Origin of the sequence: Salibacterium halotolerans, assembly GCF_900115625.1 — a bacterium.
In the GTDB taxonomy this organism is placed as follows: domain Bacteria; phylum Bacillota; class Bacilli; order Bacillales; family Marinococcaceae; genus Salibacterium; species Salibacterium halotolerans.
The window spans coordinates 190,733-211,696 of sequence record NZ_FOXD01000004.1 but is presented as its reverse complement, the minus strand read 5'-3'; the positions used below and the strand labels follow the sequence as shown (position 1 = coordinate 211,696).

Here is a 20,964-nt window from a genome sequence, read left to right as displayed (position 1 = left end):
CGCACCATATCAACAAACATCCCATCTGCCTTCCGGTAACAGCAGATGGGATGATTTTTATGGATATCCACCATTTTCAAAGATTCGTTCTTTCCTGTACTTTTACCCGAACAAGCCATTCACAACAACCAGCATAATGAGAGAGACAAACCAGGCGATAGTTGTTGGTACGGACCAGACGAGCAGCTGCTCTTTTACATTCTTAATGCCGAGCATCCGGTTGACGACCCAGAATAAGCTGTCATTGAAGTAAGAGAAAACCGTCGAACCCAGGGTAGCAGCAATAGCGGCAAACACCATATTCACATCCATGCCTGCTATAATAGGAGCGGAGATCGATGCCCCTGTGATCATGGCGACGGTGCCGCTTCCCTGTATGAGCCGGACAACAGTAGCTATGAAAAATGGAATTAAAACAGGTGGCAATGGAGTGGATGCAATCTGTTCGCCAATAAAATCTCCGCTTCCGCTTTCTCTCAAGACTTGCCCTAAGGCACCGCCTGCACCGGTGACCAAAAGTATAATCCCGGCGGTCTGCATTCCCTCTTCCATCCGTTCCATGGCATCCGATTGTCTTACTTTGTTAAAGAGCCCATATATCGCAATAATTAACCCGATCGCCACAGCAATGACCGGAGAACCAAAGAATGCCGCATAATTGGCAAAGGCACCTTCCATTCCCAGTCCATCGATAGTGGTATTCAAAAATATTAAAATGACAGGTACTATAATTGGAGCAACGGATATGCCGAACCCGGGAAGATCTTTTGATTCCTGAAGCTCGTAGTATTCTTCCAGATTTTTAGGGTGATCGGGGCGTACAAAATCCAACCCATCTTCTGTCGGCACCTGATGAATTCGTTTACCTATCCATTTTGCATAGAAAACTCCGGAAATAATAATTGGAATTCCAAAGATAAGACCCCATAGCAGCATAAGACCTACATCAATTTCAAATATTCCGGCTACTCCCAAAGGTCCTGGAGTTGGAGGAACAACATGGTGCGTAGCTGTAAGTCCGACACCCAAAGCAACACCTAAACTCACTACTGATTTACCTGTTTTTGATGATAACGCTTTCACTAAAGGCATTAATATAACAAAAGCGGAATCTACAAATATCGGTATCGAGACAACGTACCCTGCTAATGCCATCGCCCATTCTTCTTTCTTTTTGCCCAGCCACTTAATAAAAGTATAAGCCATCCGTTCTGCGGCACCTGAGACTTCGAGTACTCTCCCCATCATGACTCCAAGACCGATTACTATACCAATCGTACTCAGTGTGTCTCCAAAACCAAATGTAATAGCTCCTATGACATCCGGGGGTGCCATCCCACCAATCAAACCAGTAATCGATGCAGCAATCAATAAGGCGACAAACGCATGAATTTTGGTCTTCAGCACCAGCATAATTAACACAAATATCCCGATTATAAGACCTATAATCATTTGAGCACCCGACACTTCCATGTTTCTCACCTCTCCCTTTTGCTTATTTTTATATAGGAAAATCAAAAGCGGAAACGACATCTTATTCCGCTTTTGATTCAGCCTCATACCGTCACACTTTTTTGTTACACTGTTGCGCTTTTGAAATGCGGAGCATATTTAGCTGCCAGCTTAATACATTCTTCCATGCTCACCGAACTTGCTGTGCCTTCCCCCGCGATGTCAAAAGCTGTTCCGTGGTCAACAGAAGTACGTAGAAACGGAAGATCATTAGTAATGGAGATCGTTCTCTCAAAATCAGTCATTTTGGCTGCGATATGGCCCTGATCGTGATACAGCGAGAGGACTGCATCATATTTTCCCTGCAGGGCCTGATGAAACACAGAATCTGCAGGAACCGGACCTTCTACATCCAATCCATCCTGTTTTGCTTTTTCAAGTCCAGGTACTATTTCATCTACCTCTTCTGTGCCGAACAGTCCGTTTTCTCCGCTGTGAGGATTCAACCCTGCAACGGCTATCTTTCTGTTTTCCACACCTATTCGCTTCAATGCATTATCACATCGTTTCAGATAATCATATATTCGTTCTGAGGTCATTTGATCAATCGCATCTTTCAATGATAAATGCCGGGTCAGGAAGAATATACGAAGATTGTGCACTTCAAACATAGTGAGCGGATCGTTGATATCTGTCATATCAGCAAGCATTTCGGTATGACCAATATGCGGAACCTCTGCTTCCCTTAGAGACTCCTTGTTAATTGGAGTGGTGGCAATCACATCCGCTTTTTTATCCTTGGCAAGCTCTACCGCTTTTTTTATATACTCATAAGCTGCCCATCCACATTGAGCCTGCACTTCTCCGTATTTCCAGGATGACGAATCCACATGGTTCAAGTCGATGACATCGATTTGTCCAAACTGGCAATTTGCTTCTGCCGGATCCCTTATTTCATTAAGTTCAAGATCTGCCCCGGTTACATCCACAGCCTTTTGCAAAATATCTGTCTGACCAATAACGAACGGCTTTCCTGCTTCATAAACATCTTTTTGACTTAATGCCTTCACTGTTATTTCAGGTCCTATACCGGCTGGATCACCCATTGGTATAGCAATTGCTGCTTTCTCTATCATAGTTGATTCCTCCTCCATTCATTAGTGTGGACTGTAAAAATTTCAGCGATTTGTACATGGCCGTATCATCTCCTATCATTCCCCCTTTAGTGATAACAGGCAGGCCGTGAAAATATCCTCCAGTCAGTTGTCCAAAGGCGGCAAGGGGAAGAACCTCATCTTTCAGCTCTATGCCGTTTGCCCGGGCAAAAGCACAGATAGAAGCCGTTACATCACCTCCGCTGGAAAAACAGGCTGTTTTTGGCAGATTATTGTCCTGAAGAATTTTTCTGAAGATGTTACCCAGCCCATCAGCTATTCGCTTCGCGAGTGCGTCTTCGCTGTAGCCTTCCTTTGACGATTGTTTTTTTAAATCGATCAAGCCAAACCCTGGTTTATGGGTTGTGATGATTAAAATGTCACTGGTGTGCAGCTGCCGGCCGGCTTGGGCAGTTACACGTTCTACTTCTTCTACCCACGTATCCGTGTAGCTTGCAAGCATCTCTGCATCTGCATGTATTACTTGAACTTCCATTTTTTCTGTAACGTACTCCAACTGCCTTCCTGTTATAGCTGTGGCACTGCCGACAAATGCCAAAATGGGATTCTTACCGGGAGATTTTTTGTGAGAAAGCTGTTTCACATAATTTGCCGTCAACGGTCCTGGATCAACAGGAAAAAGAAAAGGGCCGTCAATGTTTTTCATGGCTTCTGCTATTGTTTCTATATCCTTATTCGAAACAGCATCACAACATATAATGCGTGCCCCATTGTTTATTTTGTCTGTTAATACCTTGGTGGCGTGTTCTGCTGACTTTAATACATCATCCAAATAGATAGAATCGACCTTATAATTGCTTTGATTTGCTATAATGCCGGGAACCCAGGATTGGGTTAACGGCTTTACAGGATCGGCAGCCACATCTGTATTTTCTAAAGCGACATTCTCAACCAGCATGTAGCCTCCTGAAACAATCCTTGAGGAATCCGGAAACGAAGGAGCTATGACAGCAACTGCATTATTTTTCTGCTGTAGAATGGTATCGATTTCCGCGCCGACATTTCCACGCAGTGTACTGTCCATTCGTTTGGACAACACTTCCGCTTCCCATGAATCAAGTTCAGCAAGAGCAGTTTGAACCCGATGTTTTGCTCTGTTCTCTTCCATGTATCTACTGTCTGTATCCATTATAATGGCATCATACGATTCTTCCGGAATACCAGCACTGTACATGATGGTCGACGTTCGGAAACCTTGTTTAGATAATCGAACTCCGGAGGCATTCGCCCCCGTTAAATCATCGGCGATCATTCCAATCTTCATCCTCCCACCCCCTTTTACCATCAACAAGCATTACATTCTCGTGGTACAAATCAATGGTTTCTGTATTGTGCAAACCATTATCTGACATAATCCCATCCAGTTTATTCAAGGTGCTGACATGAGCAAACGACTTTTGGCCAAATTTACTGGAATCTGCCAGAAGCCATGTTTCGGCAGCCGACTCCATCATGAGCTGTTTGATTCGAGCCTTTTCCAGTGTCGGGGCTGTAACACCTGCTGTATCTACGGAATGTGCACCAAGAAAAAACTGATCAACATGCAAAGATGCTATCAGATCCTGGGTATACGTACCGAACATCGCCCCAACCTCTCTCTGCAGTTCGCCGCCTGCCACAATGACATCGACAGGGCTGTAGAGTAGTTCAGCAGCTATAAGAATATCATTGGTAATAATTCTGAGATTCTCTTTTTCCTTTAGACACTTCGCCAGTTCCAGCGTTGTAGTACCGGAATCAAGAATAATGGTGGCATGAGGATGAACCATTCCCGCTGCTTTGGAAGCAATTGCTTTTTTCTCTTCCTTATTGGCACTCTCTTTTTGAAGGTAGGGGGTCTCTTCTTTTTCACTATCTGTTGTAACAGCGCCACCGTGGGTACGGATGATTTCGCCATCCTTTTCTAATTGAGCCAAGTCCCGGCGGATGGTCATCGTCGATACATCAAAAAAATCGGTAAGGTTCTCGATATCCAGTCTTTTCTTCTGATTTAACACCTCAATAATTTTTGCTCTTCGTTCATCTACGTTCACGATTCTTCTCCCTTTGTTTGTTTTTATCATTATGCAAGTACATTTTGTTTTATTAAAACAATTTTGTCAATGAATTATGTTTAAATCGAACATTAATCTAATGAAAGCCGTACTTTCTCTTCTATCGTATAAATCAGTTTGTGAGATACAGGACAGTTCTTTATGGATACAGCATCTTTCCGCTTTGCGGGCATTTGCTCTCCCGGATCACTATTGAGGGTGGCACGACAGTGGTGAAACTGACGGAACATATCCTGGACGGAGTGCACGGAACGGTACAGTACTTCGAGCCTTTAATAGAAGAATGAGACAGCCGGATTCCTACGTGCAGCGATTCGGTTTTTTCCGTTGATTCTTCATCCTAAAAGAAAAGGCTTACATAAAATATTCCGAAAATTGCTTCCCTTTGGTACAATGGAGGTATATCACGATGGAGGAGGAGATGCTATGTCATCCATGGGATACGGACTCCTGCGGGTTCCGGAGTGGGTGCTGCGGTTTGCCTATTTGAATGTGCTGTGGGTGGTTTTTACGATGACCGGTCTTATCGTGTTCGGAGTCTTCCCCGCAGCGCGGGCAACGCTCTCCGTCGCGGAAAGGTGGCTGCGTGGAGAGACGGATTTCTCTGTCTTTCGGACGTTCTGGCGCGGCTATAAGACGAACTTCGTCCAAAGCAACGTGCTCGGCTTCCTGATCGTCGTGACAGGCGCGGCGCTGTACCTTTATTTTCTGTTGATCCAACAAATCGATGGTCCGGCGGTGTATGTGCTTCAGTATGTGCTGCTTCTCGTTTCCACGATGTATGTGCTGACGATGTTATACATGTTTCCGGTATCCATACGTCATGACGCGGGGATCCTGTCCATCGTGAAGACGTCGTTTCTCGTTATGCTTGTCTCCCCTCTTTCGACGTTGATGACCATCGCAGGGATTTTTATTATGTACCTTCTCGTAATGTATCTGCCGGGGCTTCTGCCGGTGTTTGGGGCCAGCGCATCGGCGTTTCTTCTCATGTGGTCTTCTGAAATCGCTTTCTCTAACATTGAACGTAAAAAAGAAAAGCAGCTTCCTGCGTCGAAAGCGGGCTGATCTCCGGGACGGTGGCGGGATGGACCATGTTTCTGGCTGGATACGTATCGATGCTTCATAGAAACCCGCGATATACTTTAACGAAACGCGAAACAAGTTGGGGGCTGCTATCGTGAAAATAATAATGATTTCCATGGATTCCCTTCGTGCCGACCGGCTGGGCAGTTACGGCTGTCCGCTTCCGACGAGTCCGCATCTTGATGCCATCGCGTCGGAAGGTGTGTTGTTTGAGCAGGCATTTGCGACCGATATTCCGACCGAAGCGGTTCATACGTCCATTTTCACCGGGAAAACCGGGCTTCGTACCGGTATCGTGTCGCATGGTTCGACCATGACCTACCTTCCGAAAACGGTGGCGTGGCTGCCGTCGATGCTCCATTCCTCCGGTTTTACGACCGGGGCCGTGGATAATTTATATCAGCTGAAAGAGTGGTTCGCGCGCGGGTTCCGGCATTACATTAATAGTTCCGGCAGTACGCGCTGGATTGACGGGAGTACGGTGAACGAGCTCGCCAAACCGTGGCTCCGGGAGCATCAGGACGAGGATTTTTTCCTGTTTTTGCATTACTGGGATCCTCATACGCCCTACCTGCCGCCGGATGAATACAAAGAGCTGTTCTATGATACAGGCAGGGATCCGTATGATCCGGCTAATCAGAGCATGGAACCTGCCTACAATCATATGGCGTATCCTTTTTTCAAACACCATCATTTTGACCTGATTGGTCCGGTGACCGATGCGGATTACGTGAATGCACTGTATGACGCGGAAGTCCGGTACCTGGATGATAAAATCAAGGAACTGGATGATTATCTTGATTATCTCGGCATCAAGGATGAGACCCTGCTGATTCTTTTCGGCGATCACGGGGAGAGCTTGACCGAACATGATATTTACTGGGATCACTGCGGGCTTTACGATACGACGGTCCGGATTCCGCTCATCATGCGGTGGCCGGGGCACATACCAGAAGGCCGGCGGGTCAGCGGTCTTGTCACCCAGCTGGATATTATGCCGACGCTTCTTGAAGCCATCGGGAAAAGTCCGGATGCGCTGGAGGTACCCCCCGCTCCGGATCACATAGATGGCGCTAGCTTATGGCCGTCCATTCTGGGACAGGAGAACGGAACCAGCCCGCGGGTGTATCTCAGTGAGTGCGCCTGGCAGGCCGCGCGCGGCATCCGGACCACGCGCTATAAATACATCCGAACCGAAGACAGCGGCCCGTTCGATCGTCCGCCGCGGGAGCTGTATGACCTGCGGGACGATCCGGAGGAACGCATCAATCTCGCTGAACAGGAGCATGAGCTTGCCGCCCGGTTCGACGCCGAGTTGGACGAAGAGATCCAGCGGCTGCTACAGGGGCGGGAGGATCCCATGATGACACAGCTGCGCGGCGAAGGCCTCCCATTTCGAAAACGGATAGAAAAGATTCTGAACGAGGCCGGCCTCACCTGGGAGGAATGGCGGCAGAACCCCTCCAAAGACAGATTGTAACCAGGTACTACGCGCCGGCACATATACGGCCAAAAAACCGCATCCCCTGCGGCAGCAGCGGGGATGCGGTTTTTTCATTATTTATCTTTAGCCTGGAGGGATCTGGCGTTGGTGATGGAGCCGAGATACAGGTTGTCGTAGGCTTCCTGGGAGGTTGTGAACGGTCCGCCGCCCAACCCGTGATAGTTGGTGTTGGTGTACATCGGATTCACGAGGCCGGTCTCCTGCTCCCGCCGGCGGATATGCGCTTCCATCCGCTCCTGCAGCAGCTGTACGATGTCCGGCTCCTCCGCCGCCAGGTTATGATTCTCCCCGGGGTCTTTCACCAGATTGTACAATTCGGTCATCGGTTTAAAATGAAAATCGGGTTCGAGCGCCTGAATCAGTTTCCACTCCTGCGTGCGCCATCCGTGCTTTCTCATCCAGGTGCATTCCGTAATGTAGAATTCAGACACCGCGGGCACCTCTTTCCCTTCCATCAGCCCGGCCAGGTTCCGACCGGTGCCGTTATTCGTGTCTTCGATGCCAAGCACATCGAGGATCGTCGGCATCAGATCTTCAATCAGGCTCACATCGGTTATTCTCTTTCCGGCCGGCAGGACTCCCGGGTATTTTACGATAAGAGGAACCATCAGGCAGTTGTCATAGGTTCCGTGATGATCAAAGTAACACTCGTGTTCGTAGAGCGTTTCCCCGTGGTCCGACGTCACGACAACCAGGGTCTCTTCTTCAATGCCCAGGTCTTTCACGGTCTGAAAAATGTTCTGAATGCAGGCGTCCATATAGGCGACCGCTCCTTCATACTGCGCCGAGACGTACTGCTCATCCGTCACCCCGTCCGGGATCCATGAGGCGAGAAAGTCGGCATGGGGCTTGAACTGATACACCGGTTCCATCGACGTGTTGGAAGGATCCTTTTCATCCCGGTCGTAGAACATCCGCTCAAACGGTCGCGGCGGCAGATAGGGAGAATGGGGATCCATGTGCCGGAGAAACAGGAAAAAAGGGTCGTCGTCCTGTTCGAGCCGCTTCAATTCCGGGATGGCCACCTCGTTTAAATATTCGGCTTTCGGGCACCTTCCCGTCTCGTCGGGCTGCCATGCTTCATAATCGAGATAATGCTGAAATCCTCTCGAGGACGGGTTGTTGGTGAACCCGACACACGTCGTCTGATACCCTTGGTTCCCGAGAATTTCGGCCAGGGTCTTCTTATCTTCATCCCCGCCGATCGGCCCCTGGTGACGGAGCCCGACGACGTTGGTGTCAAAGCAGTCACCGCCCATCAACATGTTCGCATACGCGGGCGTGGTCGGAATGCTCGGACTGAAATGATGTTCAAACAACACCCCTTCTTCGGCAAACTTATCGATATGGGGTGTCGTCTGGTGGTGGTGGGCGTAACAGCTCATATAATCGCGCCGCAGGCTGTCGATACCTAAAATAATAACGTTTGGTTTGTTCATAACACCTTACACGTCCCTTCGTTTTATTCCGCTTCCTGTAGGGTTTTTGTGCTCAGCTCCCGGTATTTTCCCGGGGAGCACCCGACCTGGCGTGTAAACAGCCGGGTGAAGAAAGCAGGGTCTTCATACCCCACATCCATGGCGATGCAGATTACCTTGTCCGGTGTTTCCGACAGCAGGACCTTCGCCCGTTTGATACGGATATGATGCACCGCTTCTATGACCGTCTGCCCGGTTTCGGCTTTAAATACCCTGTTTAAATGGCGCGAGCTGATATTGTACAGAGCCGACAAACCGGCGAGGGTCAGCTTTTGATCAAAATGGCGTTCAAGATACCCCCAGATCCGCTGCACGAGAACTTTCCGCTCTTCATGCGGGACCTTCCAGTGTCTGGTATAACTCTGCTGCTGCCGGTAAATTCTCGAGAGCTCCATCAGCATCTGCACGAGCTGCAGACGGATCAACGTGGCGTAGCCCTCTTTTTGACTGTTGAACTCTTCCGCCATTTTTTCAAATTGGACGTAAATCGTATCCGCGCACGTACCCCGCAGGTTAAGGCAGTGATGGAACCGTTCCTTCTGGTTCAAAAACGGGTGGATATAAAAATAATCCATCGCCTCGGAAACGCCCAGGTTGCTGAGCCAGATGTCATCAATAAGCGTGGACAGAAACAAACAATTGATGATGCCGAGCTCTTTTCCGGCAATCAGGTTATACGTATGAACCTCGCCGGGGTTTACGATGAACACATCCCCCGCGCATACTTCATACCGTTTTCCTTCGAAGATGTGCTCGGCTTTACCATGCGTGACATATACCAATTCAATGAAATCATGAACGTGAACGGGAGGAATATTCTCCTCGGTATGAACCTTGAAATCAATCCAGAAAGGAAAATGTTTTTCGTTCATAAATTGACTGCTTTTCAGCTGCTTCATGGTTCATTCCACCCTTCTTCATCATAACCGGAGCCACTGTTTGTACATGGAATCTCAAGCAGGTTAACCGGAATAGGCCATCGTTGTACATAACGCCAACGGCTCCTGGGAGGTGTCCAGACGGCTGTGCTGGACAATCACAGGCACGGAACTGTCCACTTCGACGGCGTACGGAACGTTTCGCGGCACCCCGCACCCACTGTCGTCGGTGAGTTGATCCAGCCGGATATGGTGGGTGCGTCTTCCCGGGCATTCCGCTGTGAAATCTTCCATCGGATCACGGTCTTCAAAATAGAAAGTGAGACGGATCAAGGCGGACTCCTCTTCCAGGTTCAGCACACAGACCGCTTCATGGCTGACCTGGTCTCCGGAGCTTTGGGGCTGTAAAAAACCGTCGGGAATGAGCCATTTTTGCTTTCCAGTCATTGTCCACCTCCTTGAATTCCCGGCACTTCCACCACCGCGCCGTTTTCAATCTGGGAACGGATCGCGGCTTCTATCACTTCCTGACCGGCTAATGCGTGGGCGCCGGAAGCTTCTATATCCCGGGGGGACGCGCCTTCTTTTACCTGCCTCACAAAATCATCCAGCCTGTTTTTGAATGTCTCCTGGAAGCTGCCAACCCCTGTCATGATCGAGTTGCGGAGCACCGTCAATTCATCTTTATGATGTGGATAGAACGTCATATTTTCATAGACATTATCAATCACAAACCGGCCTTTGTTTCCCGCCGCCTCGCAGTATTCAATCGGGTGGCGCGCGGCCATGTCATAGCTCCCCGTTAAATGTCCGACCGCGCCGCTTGCAAATTCAAGGTTGATCGAAGCCGTCGACCAGATATTGCGGCCGGGTGCTTTGGTCATAAAGGACTGCACCCGTTTAATATCCCCGCCGAAATAGCGCATCACATCAATCGAGTGTGGATGAAGCGCACGCAGGTGAAACCAGGGACTTGTTTCTTTTGGATTGCCGATGGTCAGCTTCATGTTCAAAAACAGGAGCGTCCCGAGTTGTCCTTCGTCGATGAGCTCTCTGCCTTTATACGCCGCCGGCACAAAACGGTGGTTTAAATTGCTCGCAAGCCGTACATTCCGCTCTTCAGCCAGACGGACGAGGTCCCGTGCTTTGTCTATATCATTGGAGATTGGCTTTTCCACGAGCACATCTTTTCCCGCTTCGATGGCTGTCACAGCCGGTCCGTAGTGATCGCCGCCGTTCTCTTCCCCGGCTGTCGCGATGCTTACGATGTCTATGTCTTCCTGGTCCAGCATCGTCAGCATGTCTGTATACGCTTTGCCGCCGTACTGATCCGCCGCGGCCTGCGCGCGTTCCTCCACGATATCGCATACGGCGGTCAGCTCCGCATCGGGATTCTGACTGTAATACCGGCAGTGAACGTTTCCTATATTGTTAACTCCTACGACAGCAACCCTGATCATCGTGCCACGTCCTTTCTCTCCATGGATTCTTCGAACAGTCTGCCCAAGTACCCCCTGCTTTCGGCGGCGATGGCCGCGGCTTTCGGCAGGCTGTATGCGTTGGCGCCGATGATTTCAAGCACCACCGCTCCGTCGTATTTCGTTTCCACCATCTTATCGACAACATCTTTGAGCGGCACCGATCCTCTTCCTGCAATCTGGTATTCCGGAGGGGCGATTTTCAGCTGCTCGATAAAGGTGTCCCGGATGTGGGTGTGAATGATATGATCCTGCAGCGCGTCGATGGCCTCCACCGGATCGTCTCCGACCCGGCCGACATGGGTTGCATCCACATTCAACCCGAGCGCCGGATTTCTTACTTCCTTCATCAGCCGCAGCGCCGTCTTCGTATTATATATGCTCTGTCCGTAGTGCAATTTCAGCGCATAACGAATTCCTGCATCCTGCGCAGCTCCGGCCAGTTCTTCAATGGCGCGCAGGGACGCTTCGGTTTCCGCTTCGTCATCCGATGCCCCGGAGCTTCCCGTAGTCACCATGGGAATGCCGAGTTTGGCCGCCCGTTCGAACACCCTTTTGGTACGTTCACGGTTTTCCGGCTGTAAAATATCCGTCGCCGCTTCGATGCAGTACAGGTCCAGTTCCGCTTCCTCCGCCATTTTCCGGATCTCTGTCAGATCCTGATCCGTGGCGGTATCCGTCAGATGCTCCGCCATGCCCGCGATTGAAGCCAGTTCCAAGCCGTCATAACCGCTGAAAGCGATATGCTCCACCGCTGTTTTTACATCGTATCCTCCAAATAATACCGTATTCACACCAAGCTTCATCCTGATCTCTCCCTTTTCTTTTTTTGTTCTCGCTTTCATTATAAAATCATTCTGCCGGGGGTACATGGTTTATCCCGCCAGCCGCAGTGTCTATACAGCCTGATACGGACGTCTTCTCACCCTTTGACCGCACCGGCGGTCATTCCCGATACAATACGTTTATTGAAGAAAATGAACAGAATCAGCATCGGAATACAAATCAAGATGACATTGGCAAACAGCAAGTTGTACGACGTTCCAAACAACCCGGTATAGTTATACAGCGTCAGCTGCACCGTGGCATTCTCCGAGCCCGGGAAGAAATACAACATATTCTCGAAGTCGTTGTACACCTGAATCGACGACAGCACAATAATGGTGGACGTAACGGGTTTGAGCAGCGGGAAAATAATCTGAAAGAACAGACGCAGCGGTCCGCAACCGTCAATGAGCGCCGCTTCATCCAGTTCTTTTGGAATCGTCGCCACAAACGCCCTGTACAGAATACAGGCAAACGAGAACCGCAGCGCCGTCTCCAGAAAAATGATGCCGGGAAACGTTTTAAAAAGCCCCAGTCCCTGCAGCACCCATATTGTAGGAACAATCGCCGGCGGTATCATGAGCCCAACCAGCACCAAATAGTTCAGATGTTTCGCCATCCCCTGCCGCCGCGCCAAAACAAATGCCGCCATCGAACAGACGATGATCAGTAAAAGGATGGTAAACACAGTGATCACCGCGCTGTTGAAGAAGGCAAGCAGCAGCCTGCCGTCATTGGCAGTAATCACTTCGCCGTAGTTGGCGAGAAATTCAAAGGAATTTGGCCACCCCAGCTCCAGCCGGGCGGCTTCCGTTGACGTTTTCATGGAGTTGATCAGTACGAAGTAAGCCGGGACGCCGAAGAATAAAAGAGCCACCAGCGTACCCGCGATTTCGGCAGCCAGCGTCCGTTTGCTTCTTTTTTCTCTTTTTGCGCTCATAGGTCCACCTCTTTTCGATTAATAAATTTGAAGACAGGAAATGCGATACACGCCACGAAGAAAAATAAGATGACATTCCCTGCGGTAGCCAGTCCGTAGAACCCGCTGGCGTACTGTTTATAAATAATCGAAGCCAGGACATCCGAGCTGAAACCGGGTCCTCCTCCTGTCATCGCCCAGACAAGGTCGAAATTCCGAAGTCCATCAATCAGAGCGAGAATGATGACAGTATTCATCGCCGGACGTGATAAAGGAAGGATGATGTGCCGGAATTCCTGGAAGGTGTTCCCTCCGTCTATTTTCAATGCTTCTTTATAATCGCCGGGAATGGCCATGATACCCGCGATAAATATGACAGTGGCAATGCCGACGCCGCGCCAGATATCGGTGAAGGCGACCGAAAAGATCGCCAGATTCGGATTGCCGAGCCAATCCACGGATGGCAGCCCGATCAGGTTGAGTCCATTGTTGATAATGCCGTCGGTGGGGTGCATTAATACGCCGAAGGTAGCCCCTACCGCGATGGCACTGATCAGAACCGGAAAAAACACGATCGAACGCAGCATATCTTTATTTCTGATTTTGGATGTAAGAAACACCGCTATCAATAAGCCAAGGATGACTTTTCCCGTCACAGCGGTTCCCGCAAAGAATAATGTATTCCGAAACCCGATCCGAAGCGACGGACTTTCAAAAAAGGTGATGAAGTTTTCAAAACCGATGAACTCCCAATCTGTCAAGGTCCACCACGTCATGCTGTAAAAGAAAGACATCAACGTCGGAAACAGAAAGAATACAAAATAGATAATACCGGCCGGCAGCAGAAAGTAATAGGAATACATCCGGTTATTGTTGGCATTCATGTGACCCCCTCCTTTTTATCCGGAAGAAGCCGTGCTTTTGCGTCGGAAGCGCAGCTTCTTCCCTGGGTTATGCTCCTACCAGTCTTCAATGCCTAACTGCTGCGCCTGCCGTTCTGCGTCTTGGTCATACATCTCGGCGCCTTCTTCCGGAGACATGAAGCCTCCTCCGACTTCAGACAGAATCTGCGGCAGGTTCGCTCCCTTGATCGGGCTCACAAACTCCAGGGCCGGCGCTGTCCGTCCTTCATCAAAGTACGGCTGCATCTGCTTAACCGCAGCATACGCATCGTCCGGTATCTCTACGCCTTCCACGACATACGGTCCGATACTGTCAAAGTTCTCGGCGAAAATCCGCTGTCCTTCGTCCGACATATAGAACTCAACCCATTTCTTGGCCGCTTCCTTGTTTTCCGACGATTGACTGATTAAGATGGCGTTTGGCATCCATACTGTAAAACCTGGTTCATGCTCTCCATCCGCCGGCTGAGGGAAAATACCGATATTTTCCACCTGCTTGGGGTGGTTATCTTCGATGGTAGGCAGAACATTCGATAAGTTGGCAAAGTGAGCCGCTTCTCCTGTGGCAAGCATCGCCATGCCCTGTTCATGGGTGGTCGCATTAAAATCTTCATTATAGAAATCATTGCCGCCAGGGCCCAGTTCATAGGCTTTTTCAAAACTTCGCAGGGCTGCCGGAGTGTCCGCGAATTTGGCGTCACCGGCCGTGTATTCTTCCGCGAAGTCCGGCGCCAGTTTCTGCACATTATAATAGTCCGCCAACACCGGAATCTGCGTTCTTGAAATCTCGTCGAACGCGCCGACCGCCGCCGTATAACCGGCATCTTTCACCGCCTGCATATTCTCCATCAATTCATCCCATGTTTCAGGAATCTCCAGCCCAAGCTCTTCGTAAATGGTTTTATTGTACAGCCAGCCCCCGACGTTGCTCGACTGGCTCGGCACCCCGTATACGCCGTCCCCGAAAGAGACCGTTTCCTTGTAATTTTCCATCATTTTGTCCATGTACGGCTCTTCCGACAAATCCACGAAGTTCCGGGTAGGATTGATCGTTTCCAGCAGAGCTCCGGCGTTATAAATCATCATGTCCGCGATTTCGCCGGTCGCCAGTCTCGTTTTCACCACATTTTCGCCCTCCGGACCACCCGGACGGATGTCAAAAGTGACCGAAATATTCAGTTCTTCCTCGGCGGCCTCCGCTACCGCCTCCAGCCCTCTCGTATTCACCGAATCCGCCACCAGAAACTCCAATTCAACGGGTTCATCCCCGCCACCGCTTCCTCCGTCACTGCTTGAAGACTCCCCGCCGCTGCAGCCAATCAGCCCAACCGATAACAACAACGCACTGCTCACCGAAACCCATGAGAATGTTTTCAAGGTCCTTCCCCCTTTTTATTTGATAGCGCTTTCAAAAATTCCGGTCTCTCCTTACCTTCATAAAAATAGATTACTCCGATAGACAATGGACATGATTCTTTATTTTAGATAGAAAATTCTGAATTCAATTGAAACATACATCGTTCATTTGGGTCTTAGATTCTATCAAAGGAGAAACTTATTTAAAACGAAAAGAACTTCCTTCCCCCCCTTTTTTGTCATTGTGCTGTATGGCTATCTTTATCGTAAATCATTCATAAGAGGCTTTCATGGTCAATGAGGACAATTTTTAACAAAGGGAACCAGCGCCAATGCCGGAGATGATGGAAAAGATGTTCCATCACGCCAAACCCTGGAGAAAACAATCACTTTCATGACAAAGCAGATGAGTGTTTCTATGCCCGGAAGTATTCATGAGACGGGGCAGCCAGGATACCTCGAAATAAAAAAGCCCTCATTCCAGGGCTTTTTTCAACGTTACGCTGTTTTTGGTGTTTGCTGTTCTTTCGGTTTTCGGCCGGTTTTTTCTTTTAGGAAAGGTACGAAACGGTCAAGTCCGGTGGTACCGGCATTTCCTTTTCCAACGAGGATAAGGATGGCGAGAATCAACATCATCGGGTTGGTCGACACGGTACCTGCCAGCAGAAACGCCATGTTCATCGTACCGCCGAAGAATGCGTCTGTGGTTGTGAACAAGCCGACAATCAAGCCGGCACCTACCAGCACTTCCCCCACATCACGAGGAAGCCAAAAACGCCGGCGTTTGGAACAGCGATGTGTTCCAGGAAGGCTGTGTACCAGGGATAGGCCGGGGCCGCTCCTCCACCCTGCATGACAGGTTCGGCGACAGCTCCCTGCAGAAATCCGCCGGGGTTAAAGCCGTCTGTGATTTTTCTAAGTCCCGACGTGAGCCACGTCCAGCCTAAATATAAGCGGGCCGCCAGAAACAATACCGCTGCAACCATGGACTCCTTCAAATAACGGATAAACATATTCATTCCTTCTTATGTGAAAAATTCACAATTTATATACTTTTATTATACCGCATTGTGTGAATTTGTGAATACTTTCACATTAATGGACATGAAGTATTCATGATTACCTTGCCTTTTGATTGGTATTTATCCAGTTATATTGATACAGCATGAATCCGTTGATTGATAGTGACATGGCACGTTGATTTTGCCGACTGAGAAGTTCAAAAATTACTTACTATTAAGAAAATTTCAGTACGAGGTGAGAAAAAAACACCTCGGGAAAATATCCTGTGAGAAGCCGCAAAGAACTACGCGTACCATGTTCAGCCGGGATCATTTCCTTCATTTTTCAGCTGATCTGTATCCTAAGTCCAGGCACAGCGATTAGGCGTCACGTCTTGGCAGCGGATAGAATCCGTTGTAGAGCTGCTCCCATAGCGGTTCGGGGAGGTGATATTTCGTCGGCTCATTTGGATCAAAGGTGGCGTTGATTTCCTGGTCGCGGCCCTCCTGGATTTTCCGGACAAACTGATAGTCGAGCAGCAGCTCCCGTCCGAGGCAGACTAATTCGGTGCCGGTCTCAAGAGCCTTTAGCGCGTCCTCTGCTGTGAAAATGGAGCCAATACCGATTAACGGAACACGGCCGTCAATCCAGTCGTGGATCAATTGAATCCGTTTCTGTCCTGCATACAAACCTTCCCGTGTCTCCGAATGAATATCCATCAGGGATACGTGCAAATAGTCGAGTGGCTGCCCGGCTAATTGATCAAGCAGCTCTTTTGTTACATCCATCGTTATTCCCGGGGATTCGGCTTCTTCCGGGGAGAAACGGTAGCCGACAATGAAATCGTCGCCCCCATGCTCTTTCGCTGCGTCGGTGACTTCTTTCACCACAGCGAGAGGAAATTTAAATGGATCGGCCCATTCATCGTCCCGGCGATTATAATATGGGGAGACAAACTGCTGAATCAGGTAATGGTTGGCGCCGTGAATTTCCACGCCGTCAAAGCCGGCCTGAGCGGCACGTCTGGTGGCTTCCCCAAACGCCTGGATCGTTTCTTCAATTTCTTCTTGTGTGATAGGACGGGCCTGATGCTTTTGCGGCTCGCCAAAGCTTGCCAGCTCCATTTCGCTTGGCGCAGCCACATCGCCGCCCGGGGTCAATGAAGGGAGCGACTGCGCTCCGCCGTGGTGAATCTGGGCCACAGCTTTGGCGCCGTTTTTTTTCATCGCTGAGGCCTGCTCGCGGAGTCCTTCAATGTCTGAATCTCTGGCGATGGACGGCTGCCCGGGGAATGCTTTGCCTAAAGCTGTTACGTTGCTTGCTGCAGTGATGGCGAGCCCCACGTCCTCCGACCGTTTCTCGATATACGGGATCTCGTGTTCAGAAATAGTACCGTCTTCGTTGGAGGACACGTGGGTCATTGGTGCCAGGACGAAGCGGTTTCTTAATGTGACTCCATTCGGCAATGGTAATGGTTGAAATAGCGGCGTGAATTTATCATTCATGGTTTATCTCCTCCTTCTGCCAATAAACTATAGCATGAGGCCAAAGGGCTTCGCGAGCATACTGCTTATCACTATCCGAATGCAGAGAACATACCAAAGCACTTGGTTGGTGGTAAGATAAGTGTCTATTCAGCGAGAGACGATACCGTCATGTACATACAGATCATCATTGCGATTTTTGTCGTAATGATCGCTGTATCGAATTACCGCTTACATATGGCCGGCTTTCCTTTCATGTGTTTCAATGTTTTTAGAAATAAAATCAGCTTACGAACGGGATTGGTTGGTTTAATATGAGAATACTGGGTATTATCATAGAGAAAATAGGCTTGGCTTTGTTAATTATTTATCAAATAACTTATTTGGCTCAAGGCACGCCTGATGATTTTCCTCGCTACTTTATATGGGTAATAGCAGGGATTGTTCTTTTCGGTGCATTGATTCAGTTTATTGACTATATAACGAAAAAGGTCAAAAATAAGTAATACTCATGATTTTGGAAAGTTTTTTGATTGTCTTTCTATTGACCGGCTTTAATTTTACGGGGAGAGTTGTTCATGCTTTGTTTTTGCGAAAAAAATGATATAACCGAATTACGAGTAGAAGCGGATGTTGCCGTAGATCCTGTGTGGTGCCACCGTTGTTCATGTAATCTGGAATTGGAAGACCTTCCTCTGTCCGAAGCATTGAAAACGGAATTGATGAATTGGGTGCTTCGGTACGGGGAATGGATTGATTGGGACCATGACGACCGGCTGGTTCCGGGAGGATTGGTGCTGGAGACTGCTCATAATAAAGAAGGGAAACGATTAACGGAACGCGTGCAGCTGGAGCTGGGGGCAGATTTTCATGTCGTATTTAAGTCTTCCGTGTTCGGATGGCTGATGTACAGAAAGCCCGTACCGTCTCAAGCGGTGTACAGCCTTTATGGTTTCCCCCCATCTACCCGCCTTGGTTGTTGGGTGTGTAGATTCTTAAAATAACAAAACAGAGGAGAAAAGGTCATGAATATTACGATCAGGCAGGAGACCCCTGCAGACTACCGCGCGACGGAGACGCTTGTGAACCGAACGTTTGGGGACGCGGTGTACAGCGATCCGACGGAGCACGTGCTCGTTGAGAATCTGAGGGAGTCGGAGGCGTTCATTCCGGAGCTGTCGCTTGTGGCGCTCGACAGCGGCTGGCACATCGTCGGTCACATTCTGCTCTCCCGGATCACTATTGAGAATAACGGATCGGCTGTGAATTCGCTGGCGCTTGCGCCGGTGTCGGTGGCGCCGGAACGCCAGAATCAGGGCATCGGCACGCAGTTGATGCGTGATGCGCTGAAACGAGCCGGAGAGCTTGGATTTTCGTCAGTCGTGGTGCTCGGGCACCCGGAATATTACGCCAAATTCGGCTTCGAGCGTGCGGATCACTGGAACATTCAAGCGCCGTTTAAGGTTCCGCCCGAAGCCTTTATGGTGCTGGAGCTGACAGCACATACCCTGGACAAGGTACAGGGCGGCATCGTGCAATACTCCTGGCCTTTTATGGAAGAATGAAAAAACGCGCAGCCGCGCTGGGCAATCGGCGGCTGCGCTGTAGATATCGGCGCTTTTTTTTCATATATCAGCGGTTTCGGTTGTGGAATCGGCGGTTGCTCCGATTTTATCGGCGGTTCAGCGCAACTTATCGGCGACTTTCCAATCCCGGCTGCTACGTCTAGCTTCCCAGCGTCATCCCGCCGTCGACGACAATTTCGGTGCCGGTGCAGTAGGAACTTTCATCGGAGGCTAGAAACGCAGCAGCTCTGGCGATTTCCTCCGGCTGGCCGATGCGTCCGAGCGGAACCGATTGGTACGCATCCGGAACTCCCTTGCCTTCGGTAGCCATGTCGGTCTCGATACCGCCGGGGTGAATCATGTTCACGCGGATACCTTTTGGCCCCAGTTCCACAGCCGCGGCTTTGGACATCGCCACGACAGAGGCTTTTGTCGCCGCGTAAGCAGATGATTGAGGGATTGGCGCAAATGCCGAGACCGATACATTGTTAATGATGGACCCTTTCTGCTGTTTCTCCATATGCGGGGTAACGGCCTGCATCCCCATAAATACCCCGAGCTGGTTCACATTGATCATGTGCTGGTAATCATCCGGGGTGAGATCCGTGAATGGTTTGCGCGTCAGGGCTCCGGCGTTATTGACGAGCACATCGATGGTACCGAATGTCTTGACCACTTCGTCCACTGCCGCTTTCCACTCGGATTCCTGCGTGACATCCAACTGCACCGGATACGCGTGCTCTTCTCCAATCGCCGACGCCACCTCACGTGCGCTGTCATAATTCCGTGCGCCGATCACTACTCTGGCCCCCAGTGCAGCAAGGTGCTCCGCGATCACTTTTCCCTGACCACGATTCGCGCCTGTTATAAGAATCACTTGATTTGTTACATCCGCCATTGTTTCTCTCCTTCCACCCTGCCTTCTGACACGAGGTTACGCAACTTGGTTATGCCTCATCATAACACGCCGGCACACCACAAAGCGATGTCAGGAACAGTGTAATCATGTATCCTGAAAAGAGAAGATCATTTCACTTCGGGGAGGATGAAACATATGAGAAAGTTCATTTCGCATGTGAAAAGAATAGATTCTAAGTGGAAATCCTCTCCGTGGCGGCTAAGCTATTATGCCCTCATTTCCTTTATTGGAGGTTCCATTGGATGGTCATTATTTAATTTCAATATATACTCTATCTTAGGAGTACTCACTGGTTCCCTGATTATGGTTACCCTGAATGCTTTTTATGTCATGTTCAAAAAATAAGAGCAAAGGTAAAGAAGTAAATCATCTGCAAACCTATTGTATCAGCGCCTTTGTCGCGGATACCCAACGGCATGTTGATTTTTATCGGCGTTCAACGATTTTCCGATTCAGCCTGGGAAAAACTTTTCTGTCATACAGTATACATCGCACCCTACTCCTCGTTTTTATGATGAATGATCCTTTCAATCTCTTCCACGATGTACCTGGCCCCGGCGATGGTACAAAAGATAACAGTGAAAATGAGTGTAACGAGCAAGGCATGGGTCGTTAAATGATAGCTGGATGCAGCAGAATCATACCCTATATTAGATAGGATAGGAGACACTATGAATGTTGTTGCAAAAAATAAAATGACAGTGGCCAAAGCCGCACAACCAAATGCTTTCATACCTTTCAACTCCTTTGAAAAATGCAATTTTCTGCTCCCCACTATCAGCTGCTGGAATGTACCTGCATCTGTTCAGCCAAATCTAATCGGTGAAAAAATCGAAGCGACTCTGATTACAGGAAAAGTAAGAAAAATATGATATAATCAGCATACA

At 49.3% G+C, this 20,964-nt stretch carries 22 protein-coding genes; 6 read left to right on the top strand and 16 right to left on the bottom strand.

The window, feature by feature from the left end; all coding sequences use genetic code 11:
* Window positions 1-102: 102 nt before the first annotated feature.
* The 4 genes from BM124_RS05475 to BM124_RS05460 all read right to left on the bottom strand — a co-directional run bounded on the left by BM124_RS05475 (window position 103) and on the right by BM124_RS05460 (window position 4,660).
* A complete protein-coding gene (locus BM124_RS05475; RefSeq protein ID WP_093335908.1) occupies window positions 103-1,473 on the bottom strand; it encodes a GntP family permease in 1,371 nt (456 codons plus the stop codon).
* A 104-nt stretch (window positions 1,474-1,577) separates the two neighbouring features.
* A complete protein-coding gene (gene pdxA, locus BM124_RS05470; RefSeq protein WP_093335854.1) occupies window positions 1,578-2,588 on the bottom strand; it encodes a 4-hydroxythreonine-4-phosphate dehydrogenase PdxA in 1,011 nt (336 codons plus the stop codon).
* Window positions 2,551-3,891, bottom strand: a complete 1,341-nt coding sequence (locus BM124_RS05465) for a four-carbon acid sugar kinase family protein (RefSeq protein ID WP_093335852.1) — start codon at window positions 3,889-3,891, stop codon at window positions 2,551-2,553. Before BM124_RS05465 ends, pdxA begins: the two co-directional genes overlap by 38 nt.
* Window positions 3,866-4,660 (bottom strand): DeoR/GlpR family DNA-binding transcription regulator, encoded by a 795-nt coding sequence (locus BM124_RS05460; protein ID WP_093335851.1) that lies wholly within the window; start codon window positions 4,658-4,660, stop codon window positions 3,866-3,868. The genes BM124_RS05465 and BM124_RS05460 overlap by 26 nt, the downstream gene beginning before the upstream one ends.
* 447 nt (window positions 4,661-5,107) lie before the next feature.
* Here BM124_RS05460 and BM124_RS05455 point away from each other — a divergent pair, with 447 nt between their 5' ends.
* Together BM124_RS05455 and BM124_RS05450 are read left to right on the top strand one after the other, a co-directional pair.
* Entirely contained in the window at window positions 5,108-5,749 is a 642-nt protein-coding gene (locus tag BM124_RS05455; protein WP_170840982.1) for a YesL family protein, read from the top strand.
* Window positions 5,750-5,861: 112 nt separating this feature from the next.
* Entirely contained in the window at window positions 5,862-7,247 is a 1,386-nt protein-coding gene (locus BM124_RS05450; RefSeq protein ID WP_093335848.1) for a sulfatase family protein, read from the top strand.
* A gap of 77 nt (window positions 7,248-7,324) precedes the next feature.
* On the opposite strand, the gene BM124_RS05445 is transcribed toward BM124_RS05450, so the two are convergent.
* The 11 genes from BM124_RS05445 to BM124_RS05400 form a co-directional block, all read right to left on the bottom strand.
* Complete coding sequence (locus tag BM124_RS05445) at window positions 7,325-8,710, bottom strand: sulfatase family protein (protein WP_093335846.1); 1,386 nt, start codon at window positions 8,708-8,710, stop codon at window positions 7,325-7,327.
* Window positions 8,711-8,733: 23 nt separating this feature from the next.
* Window positions 8,734-9,648 carry an AraC family transcriptional regulator gene (locus BM124_RS05440; RefSeq protein ID WP_093335844.1) on the bottom strand — a complete coding sequence of 305 codons (915 nt, stop codon included), beginning with the start codon at window positions 9,646-9,648 and terminating at the stop codon, window positions 8,734-8,736.
* 63 nt (window positions 9,649-9,711) lie between these two features.
* Complete coding sequence (locus BM124_RS05435) at window positions 9,712-10,074, bottom strand: sensory rhodopsin transducer (RefSeq protein ID WP_093335843.1); 363 nt, start codon at window positions 10,072-10,074, stop codon at window positions 9,712-9,714.
* The gene (locus tag BM124_RS05430; protein WP_093335841.1) at window positions 10,071-11,087 is read right to left on the bottom strand and encodes a Gfo/Idh/MocA family protein; all 1,017 of its coding nucleotides are present in this window, start codon (window positions 11,085-11,087) and stop codon (window positions 10,071-10,073) included. Before BM124_RS05430 ends, BM124_RS05435 begins: the two co-directional genes overlap by 4 nt.
* Window positions 11,084-11,950, bottom strand: a complete 867-nt coding sequence (locus tag BM124_RS05425) for a sugar phosphate isomerase/epimerase family protein (RefSeq protein ID WP_170840981.1) — start codon at window positions 11,948-11,950, stop codon at window positions 11,084-11,086. The genes BM124_RS05430 and BM124_RS05425 overlap by 4 nt, the downstream gene beginning before the upstream one ends.
* 77 nt (window positions 11,951-12,027) lie before the next feature.
* A complete protein-coding gene (locus BM124_RS05420; protein ID WP_093335838.1) occupies window positions 12,028-12,870 on the bottom strand; it encodes a carbohydrate ABC transporter permease in 843 nt (280 codons plus the stop codon).
* Window positions 12,867-13,733 carry a carbohydrate ABC transporter permease gene (locus tag BM124_RS05415; RefSeq protein ID WP_093335836.1) on the bottom strand — a complete coding sequence of 289 codons (867 nt, stop codon included), beginning with the start codon at window positions 13,731-13,733 and terminating at the stop codon, window positions 12,867-12,869. Before BM124_RS05415 ends, BM124_RS05420 begins: the two co-directional genes overlap by 4 nt.
* Window positions 13,734-13,808: 75 nt before the next feature.
* A complete protein-coding gene (locus tag BM124_RS05410) occupies window positions 13,809-15,128 on the bottom strand; it encodes an ABC transporter substrate-binding protein (protein ID WP_093335835.1) in 1,320 nt (439 codons plus the stop codon).
* A 477-nt stretch (window positions 15,129-15,605) separates the two neighbouring features.
* Complete coding sequence (locus BM124_RS19685; protein ID WP_425288545.1) at window positions 15,606-15,863, bottom strand: hypothetical protein; 258 nt, start codon at window positions 15,861-15,863, stop codon at window positions 15,606-15,608.
* Window positions 15,845-16,120: a hypothetical protein gene (locus BM124_RS19680; protein WP_425288544.1), complete on the bottom strand. Its 276-nt coding sequence runs from the start codon at window positions 16,118-16,120 to the stop codon at window positions 15,845-15,847. The genes BM124_RS19685 and BM124_RS19680 overlap by 19 nt, the downstream gene beginning before the upstream one ends.
* A gap of 369 nt (window positions 16,121-16,489) precedes the next feature.
* Window positions 16,490-17,614, bottom strand: coding sequence for an NADH-dependent flavin oxidoreductase (locus BM124_RS05400; protein ID WP_093335833.1), 1,125 nt, complete (start codon window positions 17,612-17,614; stop codon window positions 16,490-16,492).
* Between the two features lie 293 nt (window positions 17,615-17,907).
* Between BM124_RS05400 and BM124_RS05395 the strand changes: the two genes are divergently transcribed.
* From BM124_RS05395 to BM124_RS05385, 3 genes are all read left to right on the top strand, one after another.
* Window positions 17,908-18,099, top strand: coding sequence for a hypothetical protein (locus tag BM124_RS05395; RefSeq protein ID WP_093335832.1), 192 nt, complete (start codon window positions 17,908-17,910; stop codon window positions 18,097-18,099).
* Window positions 18,100-18,171: 72 nt separating this feature from the next.
* Window positions 18,172-18,597, top strand: a complete 426-nt coding sequence (locus BM124_RS05390) for a hypothetical protein (RefSeq protein ID WP_212634937.1) — start codon at window positions 18,172-18,174, stop codon at window positions 18,595-18,597.
* 21 nt (window positions 18,598-18,618) lie between these two features.
* The gene (locus BM124_RS05385; RefSeq protein ID WP_093335830.1) at window positions 18,619-19,158 is read left to right on the top strand and encodes a GNAT family N-acetyltransferase; all 540 of its coding nucleotides are present in this window, start codon (window positions 18,619-18,621) and stop codon (window positions 19,156-19,158) included.
* A 160-nt stretch (window positions 19,159-19,318) separates the two neighbouring features.
* On the opposite strand, the gene BM124_RS05380 is transcribed toward BM124_RS05385, so the two are convergent.
* A complete protein-coding gene (locus tag BM124_RS05380) occupies window positions 19,319-20,056 on the bottom strand; it encodes an SDR family NAD(P)-dependent oxidoreductase (protein ID WP_093335829.1) in 738 nt (245 codons plus the stop codon).
* A 692-nt stretch (window positions 20,057-20,748) separates the two neighbouring features.
* Here BM124_RS05380 and BM124_RS19145 point away from each other — a divergent pair.
* Window positions 20,749-20,949, top strand: a complete 201-nt coding sequence (locus BM124_RS19145; RefSeq protein ID WP_093335826.1) for a hypothetical protein — start codon at window positions 20,749-20,751, stop codon at window positions 20,947-20,949.
* The last annotated feature ends 15 nt before the right edge of the window (window positions 20,950-20,964 follow it).